The following is an 18,591-nucleotide window of genomic DNA, read 5'->3' as shown; positions in this document are numbered from 1 at the left end:
AAAAAGTCTGAATCTTGTGCGGCGAATGCATATTTCACACGACCAACCCAATGATAATGGCCGGGCATCATAAAACAAAGCAGGGGCAAGGTTTATTTAAATGCCACCCAGTTTTGTGGCACCGCTGCGCCAGATCAAGCCTTATGCCGGTTGATGCGTAATGGGTGGTCAGACAGCATCTTTGGATCGGAATCCATCCCTCAAAAAACAGCGGGTTGGTATCGTGGCTTTACTGGCTTTGGCGCTAGCTGTTATCGGATATTTAACGTTTGAAATAAATCATAAGGCGCAGCTTTTTGGACAGCCCGCCGCAGAAGAACATTTAGGGGCCTTCCGGCAGCTCAGCGTACAATATGCATTTCTTGTCTTAAGCGCGCATCAAGCATCAAGCGACCCTGTCGATGAGTTTGAAAAATTGCGAAATGAATTTAAAGCATTTCACTCCAAATCGGAATTGCTTAGCGCATCGCAATATTATCAAGACCTTCCACGAACACACCGGCTGAAACTGAATATAAATAAAGTTCAAAAGTTCCTATCCGAAAATGCGCCTCTTATCGAGCAGCCAAATGCAAAGCTTGAAACGACGCTTCCAAATTTGGTAAAAGACTTACGAAACCTTCAAACCCCCATTAAAATTATCTCTGAAGCGGCTACAAACAGCTTGATCGCATCACCACAGGCAGAGAATGGCCTAACGCTATGGGTCTATATGCGATTGGCCCTTTTAACCACCTTGGCAGGGTTTTCGATAAGTCTTGCCGCTATTTTAATAGCACGGCAAAGGGCCGCGCGCGCAACGCCAAGCGTTGAAAAAGACGCTCAAATTCTGCGCCCAGAAAGCCTTGCGGCCAACGCCCATGACGCCGTACTGAACCTCTCAAAAGACGGTATTATCATCGAATATAAAAACAATGCCGAAGCCCTGTTCGGATATACCAAAGAGGAAGCATTTGGGCGTAATATCGAAGATCTCTTTATACCGCCAAAATTGTTAAACCGGTATCGCAAAGAACTGAAAAACTTTACCCTAAGCGCTATCGCATCGCCAGAGCATGCCCAACGGATCAAAGCGTGGCTGCAGCGCAAATCGGGCGAAACCTTTCCAGCAGAAATCTCCTTTCAGCCAATCGCCCCAAAGGAGCGTTCGCGCATCTCTTTGGTTATTCGCGATCTTACCAAAGAAAAAACAAAACAAAAAAATATCATCAATGCGTTGAATATTGCGCGGCAAAGCGAGCAGCAAAAAACCGCCTTCATCGCCACTAACAGTCATGAAATGCGCAACCCGCTGCAAGGGCTTTTGGGGGCATTGAAACTGTTAAACGACACGGATCTTTACCCTGTACAAAAACGCTATGTCGAGACGATGGACGCGTCGGGGCGAATGCTTTTGGCACAAATTGAAAATGCACTCGACGTTTCAAAAGTAAATGAAGCACGAGCCGAGCTTAGGGCAGATCCTATTCAATTGGACCAACTGATTGCCGAAGTGATCACCAGCCATGCCGCTTTAAGCGATGAAAAAGGCAATGAAATCCGGCACCAATGGGTGCATTCTCCAGCACCGGATATCCTTGGGGATAAAGTGAAATTACAGCAGATTCTACTCAATCTGCTTAGCAATGCCACGCAATTCACCCGCGATGGAAAAATCTTAATCGAAACCGAGATTATGACGCAAAGCCCGGATGCGATCATCGTCGAGTTTCGCGTGCGTGATACCGGCATCGGTATCACCCCTGATCGGCTTGGTCGTATTTATGATGATTTTGAAACCTCGAACCAAGCCAATGCGGATTTTTCTGCCAGTACCGGCCTTGGGCTTGGCATCGTGCGCCGACTTGTTGATTTAATGGGGGGCCAACTGAGCGCGGAAAGCGCCTTTGGAGAGGGCTCAACATTTTTGTTCCGTATCGCTTTCAAACCGCATCTGCCAGCTTTGGAAACGCCGTTGAATCTGGCAAGGTTCGCCAATCATCTCAGCCCAATCAACATCTTGATGGTGGAAGATAATGAGATTAATCGCTTTATCCTGCAGGAAATGCTTAAGCTTGAAGGGCATCATGTCACCGAAGCAAAAAACGGCAAACGCGGCGTAGAAGCGGCAGCGAAACAAAAATTTGACCTCATTCTTATCGATATCAGCATGCCGGTCATGGATGGGATAGAAGCCTCACGGCGTATCCGTTCGAGCGGGTGCGCCTCTGCAGATACGCCAATTATTGCCGTGACAGCGCATGCTATGCCCGACGAAATCGATGAATTCTTGGCGGCCGGAATCAATGATAAAATCATCAAACCGATCGACAGACGCACATTACTCGAAAAAATTCGGCTCTATTGCCCACAATCTGCACCGAAACAGGATCCCCTGCCAGAGCGCGACGCAAGCGGGAAAATTGAAATTTTAGACCAGCCTCATATCCAAGATATCCTGACTCAACTGGGCTCTAATAAATTACAAAATTTGATGCAGCAATTTGTCCATGAAACCGATGAAATGTTGAAATTGCTCGAACCAACCGATGCAGGTTCAAAAGGCAAGCTGACCAAGGAAACGATTGAATTGGTCCATCGAGCGGCCGGATCAGCGGCCGTGCTAGGGGCTGTTGCGCTGCATCAAAAGCTTAATATGATCGAGCTGGCTGCACGATCTGATAGGGCCGATCAAGTGTCACATCTCATCAAAAACATCGGGGTAATTTGGAACAAAACCCAATCAGAATTGGCCGCTTCGATCGCCCAAAAGGCGCGTTGAAATCACGCAGGCCGCAACGAGAATTATTCTTTATTATCGTTTTGTTTTTGCGTAAGCTGCTTCAGTTCATATTTTTCTGTATAGAGCAAGTCAATCGCCATGCAAAACCAAGATATATCGCTTGAAACGATAGCTCCGCGCCCTGCCTCAGAGGTAATGCGCCTTACCCGCATGGGCTGTTTTCATCAACATCGCCTATCATTTATGCGGGTGTTGTTGAGGCGCTTGAAGTCACAGAATTGGCGCTTTGAGACAGCTTTATTCGATATTGATAAACGGGGCGTTGGCGTTGCGGTTTATAGCGCCCATGGGCCAAAAAACACCTATTCATTGGTGGCCTTTGCAAATGATTTGGCGCCTGAAAAACGTTCAGACCGGGTGATTGCAACAGAATGGGACGCCACGTTTACGCTGTTTGACGGTGTGCCCTCCACGCAAGACATAGCGCGCTTGCGCCAAAATATTCCACTGCAAGAGGCAGGCCGCGCGCAAGAAAGCGAATTGACCATCTCACGCGCCAACCGATCCGTCCGGCTTTGGGATCATGTGGTTCAGCGCTTGGCGACCGGCCGACAACCCGATCCGACTTTGGTCGATCAAGTGGGATATTTAATGCGCACCACTGCGGTGTATGGATCGGGAAAATTTGGTGCGGCGGATCGGGAAACGCTGAAAGAGCGCGACGAATGTCAGGGTGCGTTTCAAATAGAGATGCTGACGGTCTTTCTGATACGCGCATTCGCATTGGATCTTGTCGAACATATGGCCCGCGCACAAGGTGGCCAACGCGCCGTTATGCTTGATCCAAGCTTGCGTAGAAAATTTGGAATTGGAAATTCCACAGGGCTTGGCATGGCCCCGTTCTTAATCAACCACCCGATGCTTTTAAACAATTGGATTGCGGCCAAAGAAGAAGCTTTGGCGCGGGTGCGGCGCGTAGAATGGGCCAGCCAAGACGCCATAGATAGGTTTCAAGAGCTGCTGCCACGCGCGTTGCAAAATATCAAAGATTGGCACTCAGAACACCCGTTACAAGTTCAAAAATTGGCTCAGCTTGAACCTGATATAGAACAATTGATCGCGTATATTCCTGATTTCAAGTTCAATACGCCAGCGCCTTGGAACCAGCTTTTCTTATGGGGTCAAAAGAATTTGGGCCAAGATGGCCAAGAATTGCTGATCAGCCTGATGATGGAGCCTTATGGAGATCTGATCGATGGGCTTAGCAGCTGCATGACTGCAGATGAGCTCACAGGGTTTCGGATTGATGGCACCATGTCAATTGGGCGTCTAAAAACACTTTGCGAAATGATTTATGACTGGGCGCTGGAAATTGACTGGGCGCAAAAACAGCCCAATTCACGCGCCTGGTATGTCTCTTGTGAAAAACTCGAGCCGCGTCTGGGCGAACGTTTCGATGAAGATATCGCCGAATTTGAGCAACCGCTGCAACCGGGCCGAGATGCCGCGCGGCTTTATAAAGATCTGGATAGCATGCCAGACACCGCACAGGTGGCAGAGTTCTTAATGGCGCATCCCGAGCATCGCCATAGCGTGAGGCGGTGCCAGCTGGCGGCGCGCTGTGACTATGCGGAAATCCGCGACAATACGATCGATGCCGAAATGCTGCCCATTGACCTGTTGCGGGCAAAGCTGTCATTTTTCGGCGCAACGCATTTTGACCCGCGTTCCGATCGGTGGGTGCGGATCAATATGTTCCGGATGGCCCCGTTTCCACACGAGCTGGCACAATCAGACCCGGATAATTGGACCTACCCGCCGCTCAGCGCCGCCGAATGAGCTATTCGTTAAATGAGTTTCAAGCCTTAGCACGCAAAGCGGCCCGCGGCAGCGGAGTGCCCTGGGGGATCGCAGAAGAAGCTGGTATGGCCGCCCGGTATTTATGCGAGCACGGGTTAAACGGAGCAGAATCGCTATGCCAAGCTTTGGGCCAGCCGCCCAAAACCAACCCGCTTTATATCGGGCCCGCTTTAAGCGATGGGGCGTGGGCGCAGAAAAATTGGCAGTCTTTGCAGCCGATGCACGCCCCAGCGCTTTTAATTCCCTTCGCGGCTTTATCGCTGGCCGATACCGATATTTGGCTGCATATCGCTTGGGATGGCGTCAGTTTATATCTTTCAAAATCAGATTTGATCTATACGAAAATAGACCAAATTCACGCCGCGGGCCCAATAGAGGTAAGGATAGAAACGGGTGAAGCCGGCTTGGGAAAGACTTTCCAAAAATCCTCACGCGCGCAGATTTCAAAAGAATGTTATCGCGCCCTAGAGCGACTGGCAGAAAAAACCTATGCACCAGCAACCGAAGCCAGCAGATTGGCCGGCGCAGGTGCCGGGCTGAATGACAATGATTAGGCCAACTGACCGGCTTTGGCCAAATGCACCGGCCAAAGCCTTTACATGATACAGCATGATAGCAAATATTCTTGGTTCCGTCTGAGCGTCACATTGGCGATCGCAACGATTGGAAATGTAGGAATGTGGCTTATTATTGTGGTGATGCCCGCGATACAAAGCGAATTTCACATTGATCGTGCGGATGCCGCGCTTCCCTATACGCTTACCATGATCGGGTTTGCCTTTGGCAATTTCATTATCGGTGGATTTGTGGATCGTTATGGGATCGTTCGGGTTCTTATAGCGGCCGCTGTGCTCAATGCGATCGGGCTTGCGGGGGCGGCCTCAGCGCCCTCTATCGCCGTGATAAGCGGCTGTCAATTTTTGATTGGGCTCGGCAATGCTGCGACATTCGGACCATTGATTGCCGATGTGTCACACTGGTTTTTAAAGCGGCGAGGCATCGCAGTGGCGCTGGCCGCAAGTGGCAATTATTTTTCGGGGGCGCTTTGGCCATGGGTGCTCAAAGATGTCATCGAACTGCAGGGCTGGCGAAGCACTTACGTGGTTTTGGCAGGCCTTTCTTTGGCGATCATGATGCCTTTGGCGCTGTGGTTGAAAGCCAAGCTCAACGCGGAAAGCAGCGCCCATGCGGATCATATTTCGCGCGAAAGATTGGCGATGACCACAATGTCCTCGAACCGCGTCACTGCGTTATTGGGGATTGCGGGTATTGCGTGTTGTGTGGCGATGTCGATGCCGCAGGTCCATATCGTGGCCTATTGCGTGGATCTGGGATTTGGCGCCGTGGTCGGCGCTGAAATGTTATCCTTAATGCTTTTGGGCGGCGTGGTGTCGCGGGTGATCTCGGGGGTTCTGGCGGATCGTTTGGGCGGAGTTAAAACGCTTTTAATCGGCTCGGTTTTACAATGTTTGGGACTGATCTTCTATCTGCCATCAAATTCGATGATGTCGCTTTATGCCGTGTCTTTGATGTTTGGTCTGGCGCAGGGCGGTATTGTGCCCAGTTACGCCTTGATTGTGCGCGAATATTTACCCGGCCGTGAAGCTGGTAGCCGGGTTGGGTTTGTGTTGATGACAACAATCTTGGGGATGGCTCTGGGCGGTTGGATGTCAGGCTGGATCTATGTTGAAACCGGCTCATATGAGCTGGCCTTTATAAATGGAATCGTTTGGAACCTGCTGAATATGGCAATCGCAGGGTTTTTCTTATGGTGGTCTAAACCGTCACGACCCGCCCCCATCCTGCCAATCGGCTAGGGGATCCAAAGCCCCAACGGGCCCTGATCAGAAACCCAAAGCAACCGGGCGCAGCAGAATATAAAAAGCCCGCCAAAAGTGGCGGGCCTATTACTTTGCAGCGTAAGGTTTAATTTAACGGTTACGCCTATGCGCTTTTCTTTTTAATAGGCGCCCAAATGCGCTTATTGGTTAGATAGAGAAGCGCCGCCAAAAGGCTGAGCATCAAGACACCCACGAAGCCAGCATGCTGACGCGCCATCATCTTTGGCTCGGCTGTCCACATCAGGAAGGCTGCAACATCCATCGCTTCGTGCTCAATATCATTGGCATGCCCGTCATCATATTCAACATCTTCGCCATATAAAGGCGGGGCCATACTGATCCAGCCACCTGGAAATGCGGTATTTTCATACAGCGTTACGCCCGCTTCTTCCTTTTCTTCACCTGTATATCCGGTGAGCAATGACGCGATATATTCCGGGCCACCCATACCGTTGATCAGCTGGCTGATACCTGTTCCATATGGGCCATGAAATCCCGCCCGCGCTTTCGCCATCAAAGAAAGATCGGGTGCACCTGCGCCATCATTTGCAGGAAAATGATCGGTTGGCTTGGCCTCGCGGTAATCTTCAAGATCCGCATCATAAACTTCGAAATTAGTCGCATAGGCGCGCACTTGATCCGACGTGAAATGCGGCCCACCCTCATCCGCCAAGGTGCGAATAGGCACATAGCGCAGGCCATGACAGGCCGCACAGACTTCTGTGTAGACCTTTAAACCGCGTTGCAGCTGGTTTTGGTCAAACTTGCCGAACGGTCCTTCAAAAGAAAACGCATAATCTTCGATATGCTGTTCACTACCGCCGGCTGCAAACGCAGCGGATGCGGTAAAGGCAAGGGCAGTGACGGCCGTGATCGTCAGGTTTCTTAACATTGTTTTCTGTCCCTTTACTTATTCAGCCGGAGTGGCGTTTTTCGAGCCGTAATGCGCGTCAAAATCATCTTCAATGGTTTCGGGCACAGGCAATGGTTTTTCTAACACACCAAGCAGCGGCAGAATGACCAAGAAATAGGCAAACCAATAGGCAGACGCAATCAGTGAGAAGGTTGCATAGGGCTCTTCTGCAGGCATTGCCCCCAGCCACATTAGCACGAAGAAATCCACCACTAAAATTGCAAACCACCATTTCAAAATGGGGCGGTAGCGCGCAGAGCGTACCGATGATGTATCAAGCCAAGGCGCCAAGGCCATAACAGCAATCGCCCCAAACATCGCCAAGACGCCGAAGAATTTCGCGTCGATGATCCCGCCCGTTACGAAGCTGGTCAATTGAACAACCCAGACTTCCGATGTGAAGGCGCGCAAAATAGCGTAGAAGGGCAAGAAATACCATTCTGGTACAATATGTGCCGGAGTCGCCAATGCGTTTGCTTCAATATAATTATCCGGATGGCCCAGATAATTTGGCATGAACCCTACGATTGCAAAGAACACGGCCAGTAAAACCGCTAAGGCGAACAAATCTTTGATCACAAAATAGGGCCAGAAGGGCACGGTGTCTTTCTCGGCTTCGGCTTTTGAGCCGCGGCGCACTTCCACCCCCGTTGGGTTGTTATTCCCGGTCGTGTGGAATGCCCAAATATGCACGATCACCAAACCTGCAATCAAGAAGGGAAATAGATAATGCAGGCTGAAAAACCGGTTCAGTGTCGCGTTATCGACCGCTGGGCCACCAAGCAGCAATGTTTGGATGGGCTCTCCGATAAATGGGATAGCGCCGAACAGACCTGTAATAACGGTTGCGCCCCAGAACGACATTTGGCCCCAAGGCAAAACATAGCCCATGAACGCTGTGCCCATCATTAACAGATAGATCAACATGCCGATGATCCACGTGACTTCGCGCGGCGCTTTGTAAGAGCCATAATAAAGGCCACGGAAAATATGCGCGTAAACCGCAATAAAGAACAGAGATGCACCGTTCATGTGCAGATACCGGATCATATGCCCACCATTCACATTGCGCATAATATGTTCGATAGAAGCAAAAGCCATATCTACATGCGGGGTGTAATGCATTACCAAAACGATACCGGTGATAATTTGCAGCGCCAAACAAAAGGTCAGCACAATGCCCCAGATCCACATCCAGTTGAGGTTTTTCGGCGTTGGAAGCATCAATGTATCATAGAGCAAGCCAACAACTGGCAAGCGGCTGTGAAGCCATTTCTGGCCAGATGTTTTCGGTTCAAAATGGTCGTGAGGGATTCCAGCCATTACAATAACTCCTTAACCCAATTTGATTGTAGTATCGTCGACAAAAGCGGCCACGGGCACCGGTAAATTCTCCGGAGCTGGGCCTTTGCGAATGCGACCAGATGTATCGTAATGCGATCCATGACAGGGGCAGAACCAGCCGTGGAAATCGCCAGCGCCATCGCCCAAAGGCACACAGCCCAGATGCGTGCACACGCCCATCATCACCAACCATTCGCCAGTCTCGTCAAGCGCACGGTTTTCATCGGCTGCATCTAACTCAGGCGCGTTGTTGTTGCGCGCTGACAAATCGATTAAATCATCCATGGCAACGCCGCGCGCTTCTGAAATTTCATCTTCCGTCCGACGGCGGATAAAGACCGGCTTACCTAGCCATTTTACAGTCAGCTGCGTGCCCGGTTCGATCTCTGAAATATCCACACGAATCGAAGACAGGGCCTTCACATCGGCCGAGGGGTTCATCTGGTTGACCAAAGGCCAAACCGCTGCGCCTGCTGTTATGGCGCCGGCGCCTGCTGTGGCATAGTAGAGAAAATCTCTCCGGGTGCCTTCGTGATCTTCTGCATGTGACACGAGGTAAACTCCATTCTTCGTCTAAATGATCGTTCTAACAACGCGAGACCAATACGAGGTCTCTCTTCTTTTCATGGGGCTATTTAGCCCCGCTTATGGACTTCGTCCAGCACACTCTTGAAACCGCGCCGTTTTGGCGCGGCTCTAGACCCAGTTTTTACCAATTTTTTTGGCTTTTTTTTCAAAAGACCCTGAAAATATTCTCTCTCTCGCAGGTTTCACGGGCGCATCAGAGCGCCCAATGTTGTTTGAACGGCAAAAACGAATCTTTTATCTTTAAACTTTGACGTCAAAAGCAGCCCTTTTGCGGATCCTTTAAAACGCGTGAGCATGACCGCTTCGATCCGCGTTTGATAGCCCCGCCTGATCCAAAAATAGTCACAGATTGAAGGTATAGGCATCAAGGCCCATCCACGCGCTGGCTCTTAAATCATTGCCGAACCAATATTTCATAACTTTCAGCAATATCACGCGTCAAAGCGCCCACGTCAAAATGAAAGTCGCCAATCTGGCCAACCGGCGTGACCTCGGCCGCTGTGCCCGTCAGCCAGCATTGCTCAAACCCTTCCAGCTCTTCTGGCATGATATGCCGCTCAATCACACGAATACCTTTTTCTTTCAGCATTTCGATAACCGTTTGACGGGTGATCCCGTTCAAAAATGCATCCGCTGTCGGCGTATGCACTTCGCCATCTTTGACAAAGAATATATTGGCGCCCGTGGCCTCGGCCACATAGCCGCGATAATCAAACATCATTGCATCGCTGCAGCCTTTGGCTTCGGCAGCATGTTTTGACATTGTTGCGATCATATAAAGCCCCGCAGCTTTGGCTTGCGAAGGCGCCGTGGCCGGATCGGGCCGGCGCCATTTTGCGATATCCAACTTGGCGCCTTTCATCTTGGCATCGCCATAATAATTGCCCCAAGACCACACAGCCACCGCCATGCGTACCGGATTGCGCGAGGAGGCAACCCCCATATCCAGCCCCGCGCCGCGCCATGCAAACGCGCGCACATAGGCATCGCTCAAGCCATTCGCCTGCAAAGCCGCCTCTTTGGCGGCTTCGATGTCATCCACAGAATAAGGAATTTCGAAATCGATCAATTTTCCCGAAGCCAATAAGCGCTCTGAATGGGCCCGGCTTTTGAAAATCTTGCCAGCATAGGCGCGCTCGCCTTCAAACACCGAGCTGGCATAATGCATCGCATGGCTCAGCACATGAACTTGCGCGCTCCGCCAATCAACCAATTGGCCGTCAAGCCAAATCTTTCCATCGCGATCATCGTATCCTAATTCCACAGCGCGCCCTTTCTCAGATTCTCACAGCAATTTATTCATATTATTTCAAAAATTGCGTCAATTGTGGTATAAAATTGCCAATAAACCAGATTTGGCTAGCAGTTGACGCTTGGAATGTCAACAAGACTGACATAAACTGTCAGACGAAATCAGTCGGAGATTTGGCATGGATAGCCCTTCCTTATCGCACCCCCTCGGGCATCGCGCTATGGGTGAAACGCTACTTTACCTGACGGATGATCAATTAAGGCAGGGCATTGAGGCAATGTTTTTCGCCTATCGTGGTTTTACCGCCGATCCAGACAGGATACTTGAATTACACGGCTATGGGCGGGCCCATCACAGAGCCTTGCATTTTATCAACGGCGCTCCAGGCACGAATGTGAATAACCTGCTACAAATTTTGGGCGTGACCAAACAATCACTCAACCGCGTCTTGCGCAAATTGATCGCAGATGGATTGGTCACCAGCCAAGTCGGGCAGCGCGATAAGCGAGAACGGCACTTGGCATTGACAGAAGCCGGCCATGCCCTCGAACAAAAGCTGTCCGATGCGCAGCGCAGCCGTATGCGTAGCGCGTTCCGGCAAGTCGGCCCGGAAGCGGTTGCCGGGTTTCGCAAAGTGTTAGAAGCGATGATGGATCCAGATATGATGACAGCCTATTCCCAACTGCGAGAGGATGGGGCTTAAATGTTGATCCCGCATGTTTTGATCATTGATGATGATGAGCGCATTCGCGATCTACTCAAGAAATATTTGCAGCGTAATGATTTCAACGTGACCACCGCCGATGATAGCCACCATGCCCGCAACTTGCTAGAGGGGCTGGCCTTTGATTTGATCATCTGTGACGTGATGATGCCCGGACAGGATGGCATTTCACTGACCAAGGATCTTCGCCGCAAAATTGATACACCGATTTTGCTTTTAACCGCGAAGGGCGAGATCGAGGATCGCATTGGCGGCCTTGAGGCAGGCGCTGATGATTATCTTTCAAAACCTTTCGAGCCCAAAGAATTGCTATTGCGTCTACATGCAATTTTACGCCGCGTTCCAACCGATCTGGATCAAGCCACGGGACCTAAATTAATCACGCTTGGGCAGATCAGATATGACATGCAGCGCAATGAGCTTTGGAAAGCCGATGAGCAAATCCGCCTGACTGCCACTGAAAGCGCGTTAATGGGCATTTTGGCGCAAAGCGCGGGCAGGCCCATCCGCCGCGAGGATCTGATGAGCAAACTTGGACGCGATCACAGCCAGGGCCAAGACCGCGCAATCGATGTTCAGATCACCCGGTTGCGCCGAAAAATTGAGCCGGATTCAAAACAACCACGCTATCTGCAAACAGTTCGCGGCGAAGGTTATATGCTGAACCCGGATTAGGGTTTTACGCTGGCGGTTACGTAATTTACGCTCAGATCCCTGCCAGACAATCGCCATTGCCAGCTCAGCGGATTGAAAACAAAGCCTTTGCGATCCACAACCGAAAGGCCCGCAGTTTCGATAAACACAGACAATTCATCCGGGGTAATGAATTTTGACCATTCATGCGTGCCTTTGGGCAACCATCGCATCACATATTCCGCGCCCACAATCGCCATGGCAAAGCTTTTGGCGTTGCGGTTGATCGTAGAGCACACCATCAGCCCCCCCGGTCTCAGAAGCTCTTGGCAGGCCTTTAAATATCCCTGCGGATCAGCGACATGCTCGACCACCTCCATATTTAATACCGCATCGAACACGCGGCCCTGTGCGACAAGGCTTTCGGCCGTGCCAGCGATGTACTCTATCTGCAGGTTTGATTGATCGGCATGGGCTTGCGCCACAGGAATATTGCGCGCTGCTGCATCCACCCCAGTAACCGTTGCGCCCAATCTGACCATCGGCTCGCAGAGCAAACCGCCCCCACATCCAATATCCAGAATGCGCAATCCCTCAAAGGGGTTGTCTTGCTCAAGATCGCGGTCAAATTCTGCCGCTATCTGCGCGATGATATAATCCAATCGGCAAGGGTTAAGCATGTGAAGCGGTTTAAACTTACCATTGGGATCCCACCACTCTGCGGCCATCGCCTCAAATTTGGCAATCTCTTTCGCATCTACGGTAAATTCTGCGCCGCTCATAGGGTTCTCCGTCTGGTCTTTTGCTCTGTAAATCACATATAGTGCGTTCATGGATAAATTCTCAGATCAAAAACGCGCATATCAGCATTTATATCCTACCGTCGATCCATTTTCTGCAGAGATTATCGATACGGGAGATGGCCACCATATTTATATCGAGCAATGTGGAAATCCACAGGGGCGCCCGGTTGTGGTTCTTCATGGCGGGCCCGGCGGAGGCTGTAGCCCGATCATGCGGCGCTATTTCAATCCAGAACAATACCATATTATCCTTTTTGATCAGCGCGGTTGCGGGCGCAGTAAGCCACAGGCCAGCGTGACCAACAATACTACCTGGCATCTGCTACAAGATATGGAAGCGATACGACAGCGACTGGGCCTTGACACATGGGCGTTATTCGGAGGCAGTTGGGGCGCCACATTGGCGTTGATCTATGCTCAAGCCCATCCAGAACGGGTGAGCCATCTCATTCTGCGCGGCGTATTCACAATGACACAGAAGGAATTGGCCTGGTTTTATGGCGGCGGGGCCAGCCAGTTTTGGCCCGATGCCTGGGAAAAATTTATCGAAAAAATCCCAGAAGACGAACGAGATGATTTGATTGCAGCCTTTCACCGCCGTTTGTTCAGCGGGGATCTGCGCGTAGAAATACAGTTTGGCCGGATATGGTCAGCTTGGGAAACCGCATTGGCCTCGGTTTATTCGGATGGCCGCGGAGGCGAAGCGCCGAGCGATTATGCGCGCACCTTTGCAAGATTAGAGAACCATTATTTCATTAATAACGGGTTCTTGGATCATGATGGACAAATCTTAAACGCCATGGAGCGGATCGCCCATATCCCCGGGTGGATCGTGCAAGGCAGATATGATATGATTTGCCCGCCCAAAACTGCGATCGAGCTGTCCAAAGCTTGGCCCAAATGCAATTTAAAAATGATCAAAAACGCAGGCCATGCGATGTCTGAACCCGGCATCAGCGTCGAGCTTGTTAAAATCATGGATCGGATCGCACTGTCTGATTATTAAACCTATACATCGCGCTAACGCCCTATTTTCAAATAAAGAGGGGCCCATGGCGCCTTTAAAATGGACCACGAGTAAATGCCCAAGCGCAACCAAGCCGCTTTAGATTTCTTATTAACGCGACGCTCAAGGCCGGCAAAAACCTTAAGCCTGCCCGCGCCAGATCACGAACAATTGCGTGATATTTTAACGGCGGCGCTGCGCACGCCCGACCATGGTAAATTAGAACCTTGGCGCCTGATCGTTTTAACGTCAGAGAGTTTGGATGAATTGGCAGGCTTTGCCGAAACCTGCGCGCTCGAGGCGCAATTAGACGCCTGTGCGGTTGAAAAAGCCCGCCAACCTTTTGACCAAGGTCATGTGGCAGTGGCCGTGATCGAGGTCCAAAAGCCATCAGAGAAAATTCCTACAATTGAACAAACCTATTCGGCTGGCGCAGTCTGCCTGGCTTTGCTGAATGCCGCCCTTGCCGCCGGTTGGGGAGCAAATTGGCTATCGGGATGGGCCAGCCATAATCGCAACTTCGTCGAAAACGGCCTTGGATTAAGCGCCCATGAGCGCGTGGCTGGTTTGATTTATTTAGGCTCCGAAACTACAACGCCTCCAGAGCGCCCGCGGCCCAATCTTGAGCAGAGCGTGACCTGGCGGTAAACCTTTACGTGCCGCACTCAAAAAGTTCGATATCTTGGCCACTTTTCAACCGCGCCAAACCCGCAGATTTTGCCACCACCTCATTGCGCACATGCATCCATGCATCGCTTGACAATAAAATCTGATCGCTCTCGGACAAATCACAAATATTGAAAGCGATATTCACATCTTTGCCCAAAATATCAAATTGGATGGTTGATTTGCCCACGGTGCCAGCAACCAATGAGCCGCTATGGATGCCCACATGCAACCCAAAAGAAGGCTCAAAGGCATTGGCAATATCGCGCAGCATCAAGCTGGCAGAGACGCAGGATTTAACCGCTTCGGGTGTTGGCCGCGCTAAGCCTCCTACGGCAACGATCGCATCGCCCACCGTTTTCACCTTGTCTAAAGCAAATTTGGCGAACACCTGTTCAAACGCTTCCACCAGCGTTTGCAAAGTTTCAACCACAATTTCAGGATCATTCTGCTCACAAAACGCGGTAAATCCCACCAGATCACAGATCAAAATAGCAACGTCATCATAGCGCCGAGAATGCACGCGCCCAGTGGATTGAAGCTCTACGGCGACATCGTTCGGCAGCACTGTTTTCAATACATCTTGAGAGCGCTGCTTGTCGCTTTCCACTCGGCTAAGATACAGATCTTCGCTATCTTGCAAACGCTTCTTTTCAAGGCAGGCGCCAACCCGCGCCTTTAGCAATGTGGCGTTAAACGGCTTGGTAATGAAATCATCAGCGCCGCTTAAAATACACTCAGCCGCCGTCTCAACCTCATCAGAAGCCGTGACCATAACAACTGGAATTTTGCGATAATGTGGATCAGATTTTAAGATTTTAAGCACCTCGAGACCGCTCATATCAGGCATCATAAGGTCCAAAAGCACCAAATCAAATTCGGTGCTTTCAACAGAGCTTAGCGCGGCTTTACCGCAATCTGCTAAAACAACATTGGCATATCCATCGCGCTTCAACCGGCGCTCTAACGTGAAGCGATTTGCTTCAATATCATCGACAACAAGTATCTTTGCCTGTTCTTTATTAATCATTTCACCGCCCCAATGCTGCGTTAATTTTGGCCAGCAATCGGGGCAGGTCCACCGGCTTTGTATCATAATCATCACAACCTGCCTGCAGGGCGCTTTGCTTATGCTCTTCCATCGCATGCGCGGATAAAGCAATCACCGGAATCCCTTGCGTGGCGGGATCTGCCTTGATCGCCCGCGTTGCAGCCCACCCATCCATTTTGGGCAAACTCAAATCCATAAGAATTAAATCGGGGGTTTCACTATGCGCCATAGCCACTCCGGCAAGCCCATCACCCGCGATCACCACGCCAAAGCCTTTGCGCGTTAAGCGCCGCTTCAGCATGTAAACGTTATCTTCATTATCCTCGACATATAATATTTTTACCATCAGCGCATCGCCCCGCTGATCGTTCCAATCGCTTGCGCAATATCATCGGCAATAAGCGCCACGCTTTCAGTATTTTTTTCAATCACGCGCAAGGTTTCCTGCGATAAAATATTGCGCTCTTCCGAGCTTAGATCCGCACCTGTCAACACCAAAACCGGGATTGATTTAAACTTGGTTGCCTGCAGCTTTTGCAGAAACTCAAACCCGTTCATCACGGGCATCAACAGATCAAGCAAAATCAAATCGGGCAGTGCATTGTGGTTTTCCAAGACAGAAAACGCCTCTTTCCCATGGCCCGCCTCAAGCACTGTCGCGCCGGTTTTTTCTAGGATTTCTTTCACGGTAAAGCGCAGTTCTTGATCATCTTCGATCACGCAGATGGTCGCGGCTTTTTTCTGGCCGATAAGCCGTTGCACCGAAGAAATAAGATAATCCCGCTCGATCGGCTTGGATAGAAAATCTGCCGCACCCAAGGCAAAGCCTTTGTTTTTTTCATCCAAAATCGACGCCATAATCACTGGGATATGGCGACTTTCGGGATCGGCCTTCAACGCTCGAAGCGTTGACCATCCGTCAATCTCTGGCATCAAAATATCCAAGGTGATCACATCGGGCTGGTGGGTTTTGGCCAAAGACAGGCCTTCCTTGCCCGATCTGGCGATAAGCACCGCATAGCCGTTTTTGACCAGTTGCCGCTGCATCAACGCACTGATCGTTGGATCATCATCGATGATAAGCACTTTCTGACCCGTTGGTTCACCGCCGGAGATCACCCGCGTTATCAAAGGTTCAGCGCTGGCGTTTTCGGTACGCATATGCCCAGCATTGTTCAACGCGAAACTTGCGGTAAATACCGTGCCTTTGCCCTTTTCGCTCTGCACGATGACATCCCCACCCATCAGCTGCGCAAGCTGCTTTGAAATGGTGAGCCCCAAGCCGGTTCCGCCATATTTGCGGGTGGTCGAACTGTCGGCTTGTACAAAAGCATTGAACAAACGGCCCACCTGTTCTTCATCCATGCCAATGCCGGTATCGGCAACATCCACTTTGACCAAATCGCCTTGCGGCGTGGATTGCCGGCTGACGGTCAAAGATATTTGGCCATTTTCGGTAAATTTGGTGGCGTTGGAAATCAAATTCAGAAAAATCTGCTTTATCCGCGTTTGATCATTTGTCACCTCATCGATCGGCTCCAAGAAAGTTAAAGCAATTTCATTATTATTTTGTTCGACCAGCGTTTGGGTGGTTTGAATTACGCCTTGCAGCAAAGGCTCTAATTCGAATGTCTCATTATATAACTCGACTTTGCCCGCCTCAATTTTTGATAGGTCTAGAACATCATTGATCAGCGTCAGCAAATGCTTGCCGGCGCTAAAGACACGGTCAAGCGGCTCGATAAAATCCTCCAACCCATCATCAACACAATCTTCCTTCAACATTTCAGTAAGGCCAATAATGGCGTTTAATGGGGTGCGCAATTCATGGCTCATATTGGCCAAAAACTGACTTTTCGTTTGGTTGGCCGCATCCGCTGCTTGTTTGGCTGTGTTGAGCTCTTCCACCAAATTATTCAGCTCTTCCTCACGGTTGGTCAATTCACTCACATCTACGAACACTTGCACCATGCCGCCATCTTCCAGGCGTTTACTGGTGATTTGAAGATGCGACCCATCTGCCATGCGTGGCAGCAAATTTATAGCCGTTCCGGTCAACGCCTGGCGTTGCGCCACTCGGTCTTTTAAAAATTCTTGCTTATCAACCCCTTCATCCAAAGAAAAAATGCCCCCATCAACAAGCTTTCCAGTTTCGTGAACATAGGGTTGCCCAGGTTCGAGCGGCACGCCGAAGCGATCAAAAAACTTATTCACCCAGACCAAATGATCCTTGGCATCCCAGACCATGATCCCGGCTGAAATACTGTTCAAAACATCCTGCGAGCGTTTTTCAATATCTGCCATGCGCAGCTGTATTTTCTTTTGATCATCGATATTTTCAACCAACCCATAGAATTTGACCGCGCGCCCCTGTTCATTCCAAAGGGCTTTGCCGCGCGTGCGGTACCAATTCAATTGGCCTGTATCCGAGCGAGTTCGGTGATCGCATGAAAATAGCGGGGTTTGCTTTTTAAAATGCGCGATCATCGCGGATTTATACGCCGCACGATCTTCTTCAAACACAGCATCCAAACGATCCATTTGCAGCCTGCTCATATTTTTTTCAGCCGCCGGCCCAACGCCTTCGGGGATTGAAAAGCTGGTCTGGCCAGTTTCAATATTCCATTCGAAGACAAATGCATTCAGCGCATGCGTTACCCCGACATAACGCCGCTCTTTATCTTCCAGCTCGGCCTCATGCTTTTTAAGCGTGGTGATATCGGTATAGAGCTGCAGGTAATTGCCCGAGCTCAAAGGCTTATTGGTCAATAGCAGCACCCCGCCATCGCGCAGAGGCAGCTCGATCCGCGAGCCCCCATCTTGGGCATACATATCGGCCTTACTCTGCCGCAGATAGGCCTCAATATCCAAATCGGGAGGTAACTTTAAAAATCCACAATCAATATTTTGTCGCACAACTTCTACGCGTGAGATGCCCGGTTCGAGAGACACCCCAACCTCTTTTTGAAGTTCGTTGAAAAATCGATTTACGAAAACCAGGCGATCATCTTCTGTCCAAACGCATACGCCGCTTGGAAGAGTGTCCAAACTTTCAATTAAAACTGCGTTCAAATCTGATTTTTCTAGAGAGTCCATCTTATCCATCCCGCCCGTTTTCACATTACAAACGTCACCCACGTTTTAAGATCTAGATTAACGAAGATTATTTTAACCTGTCTATGGGGAAA

At 50.3% G+C, this 18,591-nt stretch carries 16 protein-coding genes; 8 read left to right on the top strand and 8 right to left on the bottom strand.

The features are described 5' to 3' along the window. Nucleotides 1-160 precede the first annotated feature (160 nt). The 4 genes from GN241_00830 (at nt 161) to GN241_00815 (ending at nt 6,399) form a co-directional block, all read left to right on the top strand. Nucleotides 161-2,761 (top strand): response regulator, encoded by a 2,601-nt coding sequence (locus tag GN241_00830; GenBank protein XAT56031.1) that lies wholly within the window; start codon nt 161-163, stop codon nt 2,759-2,761. A gap of 99 nt (nt 2,762-2,860) precedes the next feature. Beyond that, nucleotides 2,861-4,561 (top strand): hypothetical protein, encoded by a 1,701-nt coding sequence (locus GN241_00825; GenBank protein ID XAT56030.1) that lies wholly within the window; start codon nt 2,861-2,863, stop codon nt 4,559-4,561. After that, nucleotides 4,558-5,136: a DUF3726 domain-containing protein gene (locus GN241_00820; GenBank protein ID XAT56029.1), complete on the top strand. Its 579-nt coding sequence runs from the start codon at nt 4,558-4,560 to the stop codon at nt 5,134-5,136. Before GN241_00825 ends, GN241_00820 begins: the two co-directional genes overlap by 4 nt. Nucleotides 5,137-5,181: 45 nt before the next feature. Beyond that, a complete protein-coding gene (locus GN241_00815) occupies nt 5,182-6,399 on the top strand; it encodes an MFS transporter (protein ID XAT56028.1) in 1,218 nt (405 codons plus the stop codon). A gap of 127 nt (nt 6,400-6,526) precedes the next feature. On the opposite strand, the gene GN241_00810 is transcribed toward GN241_00815, so the two are convergent. The 4 genes from GN241_00810 to GN241_00795 all read right to left on the bottom strand — a co-directional run bounded on the left by GN241_00810 (nt 6,527) and on the right by GN241_00795 (nt 10,532). Continuing rightward, the gene (locus GN241_00810) at nt 6,527-7,315 is read right to left on the bottom strand and encodes a cytochrome c1 (GenBank protein XAT56027.1); all 789 of its coding nucleotides are present in this window, start codon (nt 7,313-7,315) and stop codon (nt 6,527-6,529) included. An 18-nt stretch (nt 7,316-7,333) separates the two neighbouring features. Then, nucleotides 7,334-8,659: a cytochrome b gene (locus GN241_00805; GenBank protein ID XAT56026.1), complete on the bottom strand. Its 1,326-nt coding sequence runs from the start codon at nt 8,657-8,659 to the stop codon at nt 7,334-7,336. A gap of 12 nt (nt 8,660-8,671) precedes the next feature. Beyond that, nucleotides 8,672-9,232, bottom strand: a complete 561-nt coding sequence (petA, locus tag GN241_00800; GenBank protein ID XAT56025.1) for a ubiquinol-cytochrome c reductase iron-sulfur subunit — start codon at nt 9,230-9,232, stop codon at nt 8,672-8,674. A gap of 430 nt (nt 9,233-9,662) precedes the next feature. Then, nucleotides 9,663-10,532, bottom strand: coding sequence for a branched-chain amino acid aminotransferase (locus GN241_00795; GenBank protein ID XAT56024.1), 870 nt, complete (start codon nt 10,530-10,532; stop codon nt 9,663-9,665). Nucleotides 10,533-10,740: 208 nt separating this feature from the next. Between GN241_00795 and GN241_00790 the strand changes: the two genes are divergently transcribed. Beyond that, nucleotides 10,741-11,223, top strand: coding sequence for a MarR family transcriptional regulator (locus GN241_00790; protein ID XAT59130.1), 483 nt, complete (start codon nt 10,741-10,743; stop codon nt 11,221-11,223). Then, on the top strand, nt 11,224-11,919 hold the full coding sequence (locus GN241_00785; protein XAT56023.1) for a response regulator: 696 nt from the start codon (nt 11,224-11,226) through the stop codon (nt 11,917-11,919). Here GN241_00785 and ubiG read toward each other — a convergent pair. Continuing rightward, nucleotides 11,916-12,659 (bottom strand): bifunctional 2-polyprenyl-6-hydroxyphenol methylase/3-demethylubiquinol 3-O-methyltransferase UbiG, encoded by a 744-nt coding sequence (gene ubiG / locus GN241_00780; protein XAT56022.1) that lies wholly within the window; start codon nt 12,657-12,659, stop codon nt 11,916-11,918. The genes GN241_00785 and ubiG overlap by 4 nt on opposite strands. A gap of 49 nt (nt 12,660-12,708) precedes the next feature. Between ubiG and pip the strand changes: the two genes are divergently transcribed. Both pip and GN241_00770 read left to right on the top strand, forming a co-directional pair. After that, nucleotides 12,709-13,686: a prolyl aminopeptidase gene (gene pip / locus GN241_00775; protein XAT56021.1), complete on the top strand. Its 978-nt coding sequence runs from the start codon at nt 12,709-12,711 to the stop codon at nt 13,684-13,686. Nucleotides 13,687-13,761: 75 nt separating this feature from the next. Next, on the top strand, nt 13,762-14,334 hold the full coding sequence (locus tag GN241_00770) for a nitroreductase (protein ID XAT56020.1): 573 nt from the start codon (nt 13,762-13,764) through the stop codon (nt 14,332-14,334). A gap of 4 nt (nt 14,335-14,338) precedes the next feature. Here GN241_00770 and GN241_00765 read toward each other — a convergent pair whose 3' ends face one another. The 3 genes from GN241_00765 to GN241_00755 are packed head-to-tail and all read right to left on the bottom strand — an operon-like array spanning nt 14,339 to nt 18,508. Then, nucleotides 14,339-15,382: a response regulator gene (locus GN241_00765; protein XAT56019.1), complete on the bottom strand. Its 1,044-nt coding sequence runs from the start codon at nt 15,380-15,382 to the stop codon at nt 14,339-14,341. A 1-nt stretch (nt 15,383) separates the two neighbouring features. Next, nucleotides 15,384-15,749: a response regulator gene (locus GN241_00760; GenBank protein ID XAT56018.1), complete on the bottom strand. Its 366-nt coding sequence runs from the start codon at nt 15,747-15,749 to the stop codon at nt 15,384-15,386. Continuing rightward, nucleotides 15,749-18,508 carry a response regulator gene (locus GN241_00755; GenBank protein XAT56017.1) on the bottom strand — a complete coding sequence of 920 codons (2,760 nt, stop codon included), beginning with the start codon at nt 18,506-18,508 and terminating at the stop codon, nt 15,749-15,751. Before GN241_00755 ends, GN241_00760 begins: the two co-directional genes overlap by 1 nt. Nucleotides 18,509-18,591: the final 83 nt, after the last annotated feature.

The sequence above is a fragment of the Rhodobacteraceae bacterium IMCC1335 genome (genome assembly GCA_039640495.1).
Lineage (GTDB): Bacteria > Pseudomonadota > Alphaproteobacteria > Rhodobacterales > Rhodobacteraceae > Thalassovivens.
Note: the sequence above shows the minus strand (reverse complement) of the source record. Positions and strands in the feature narration are given on the sequence as shown.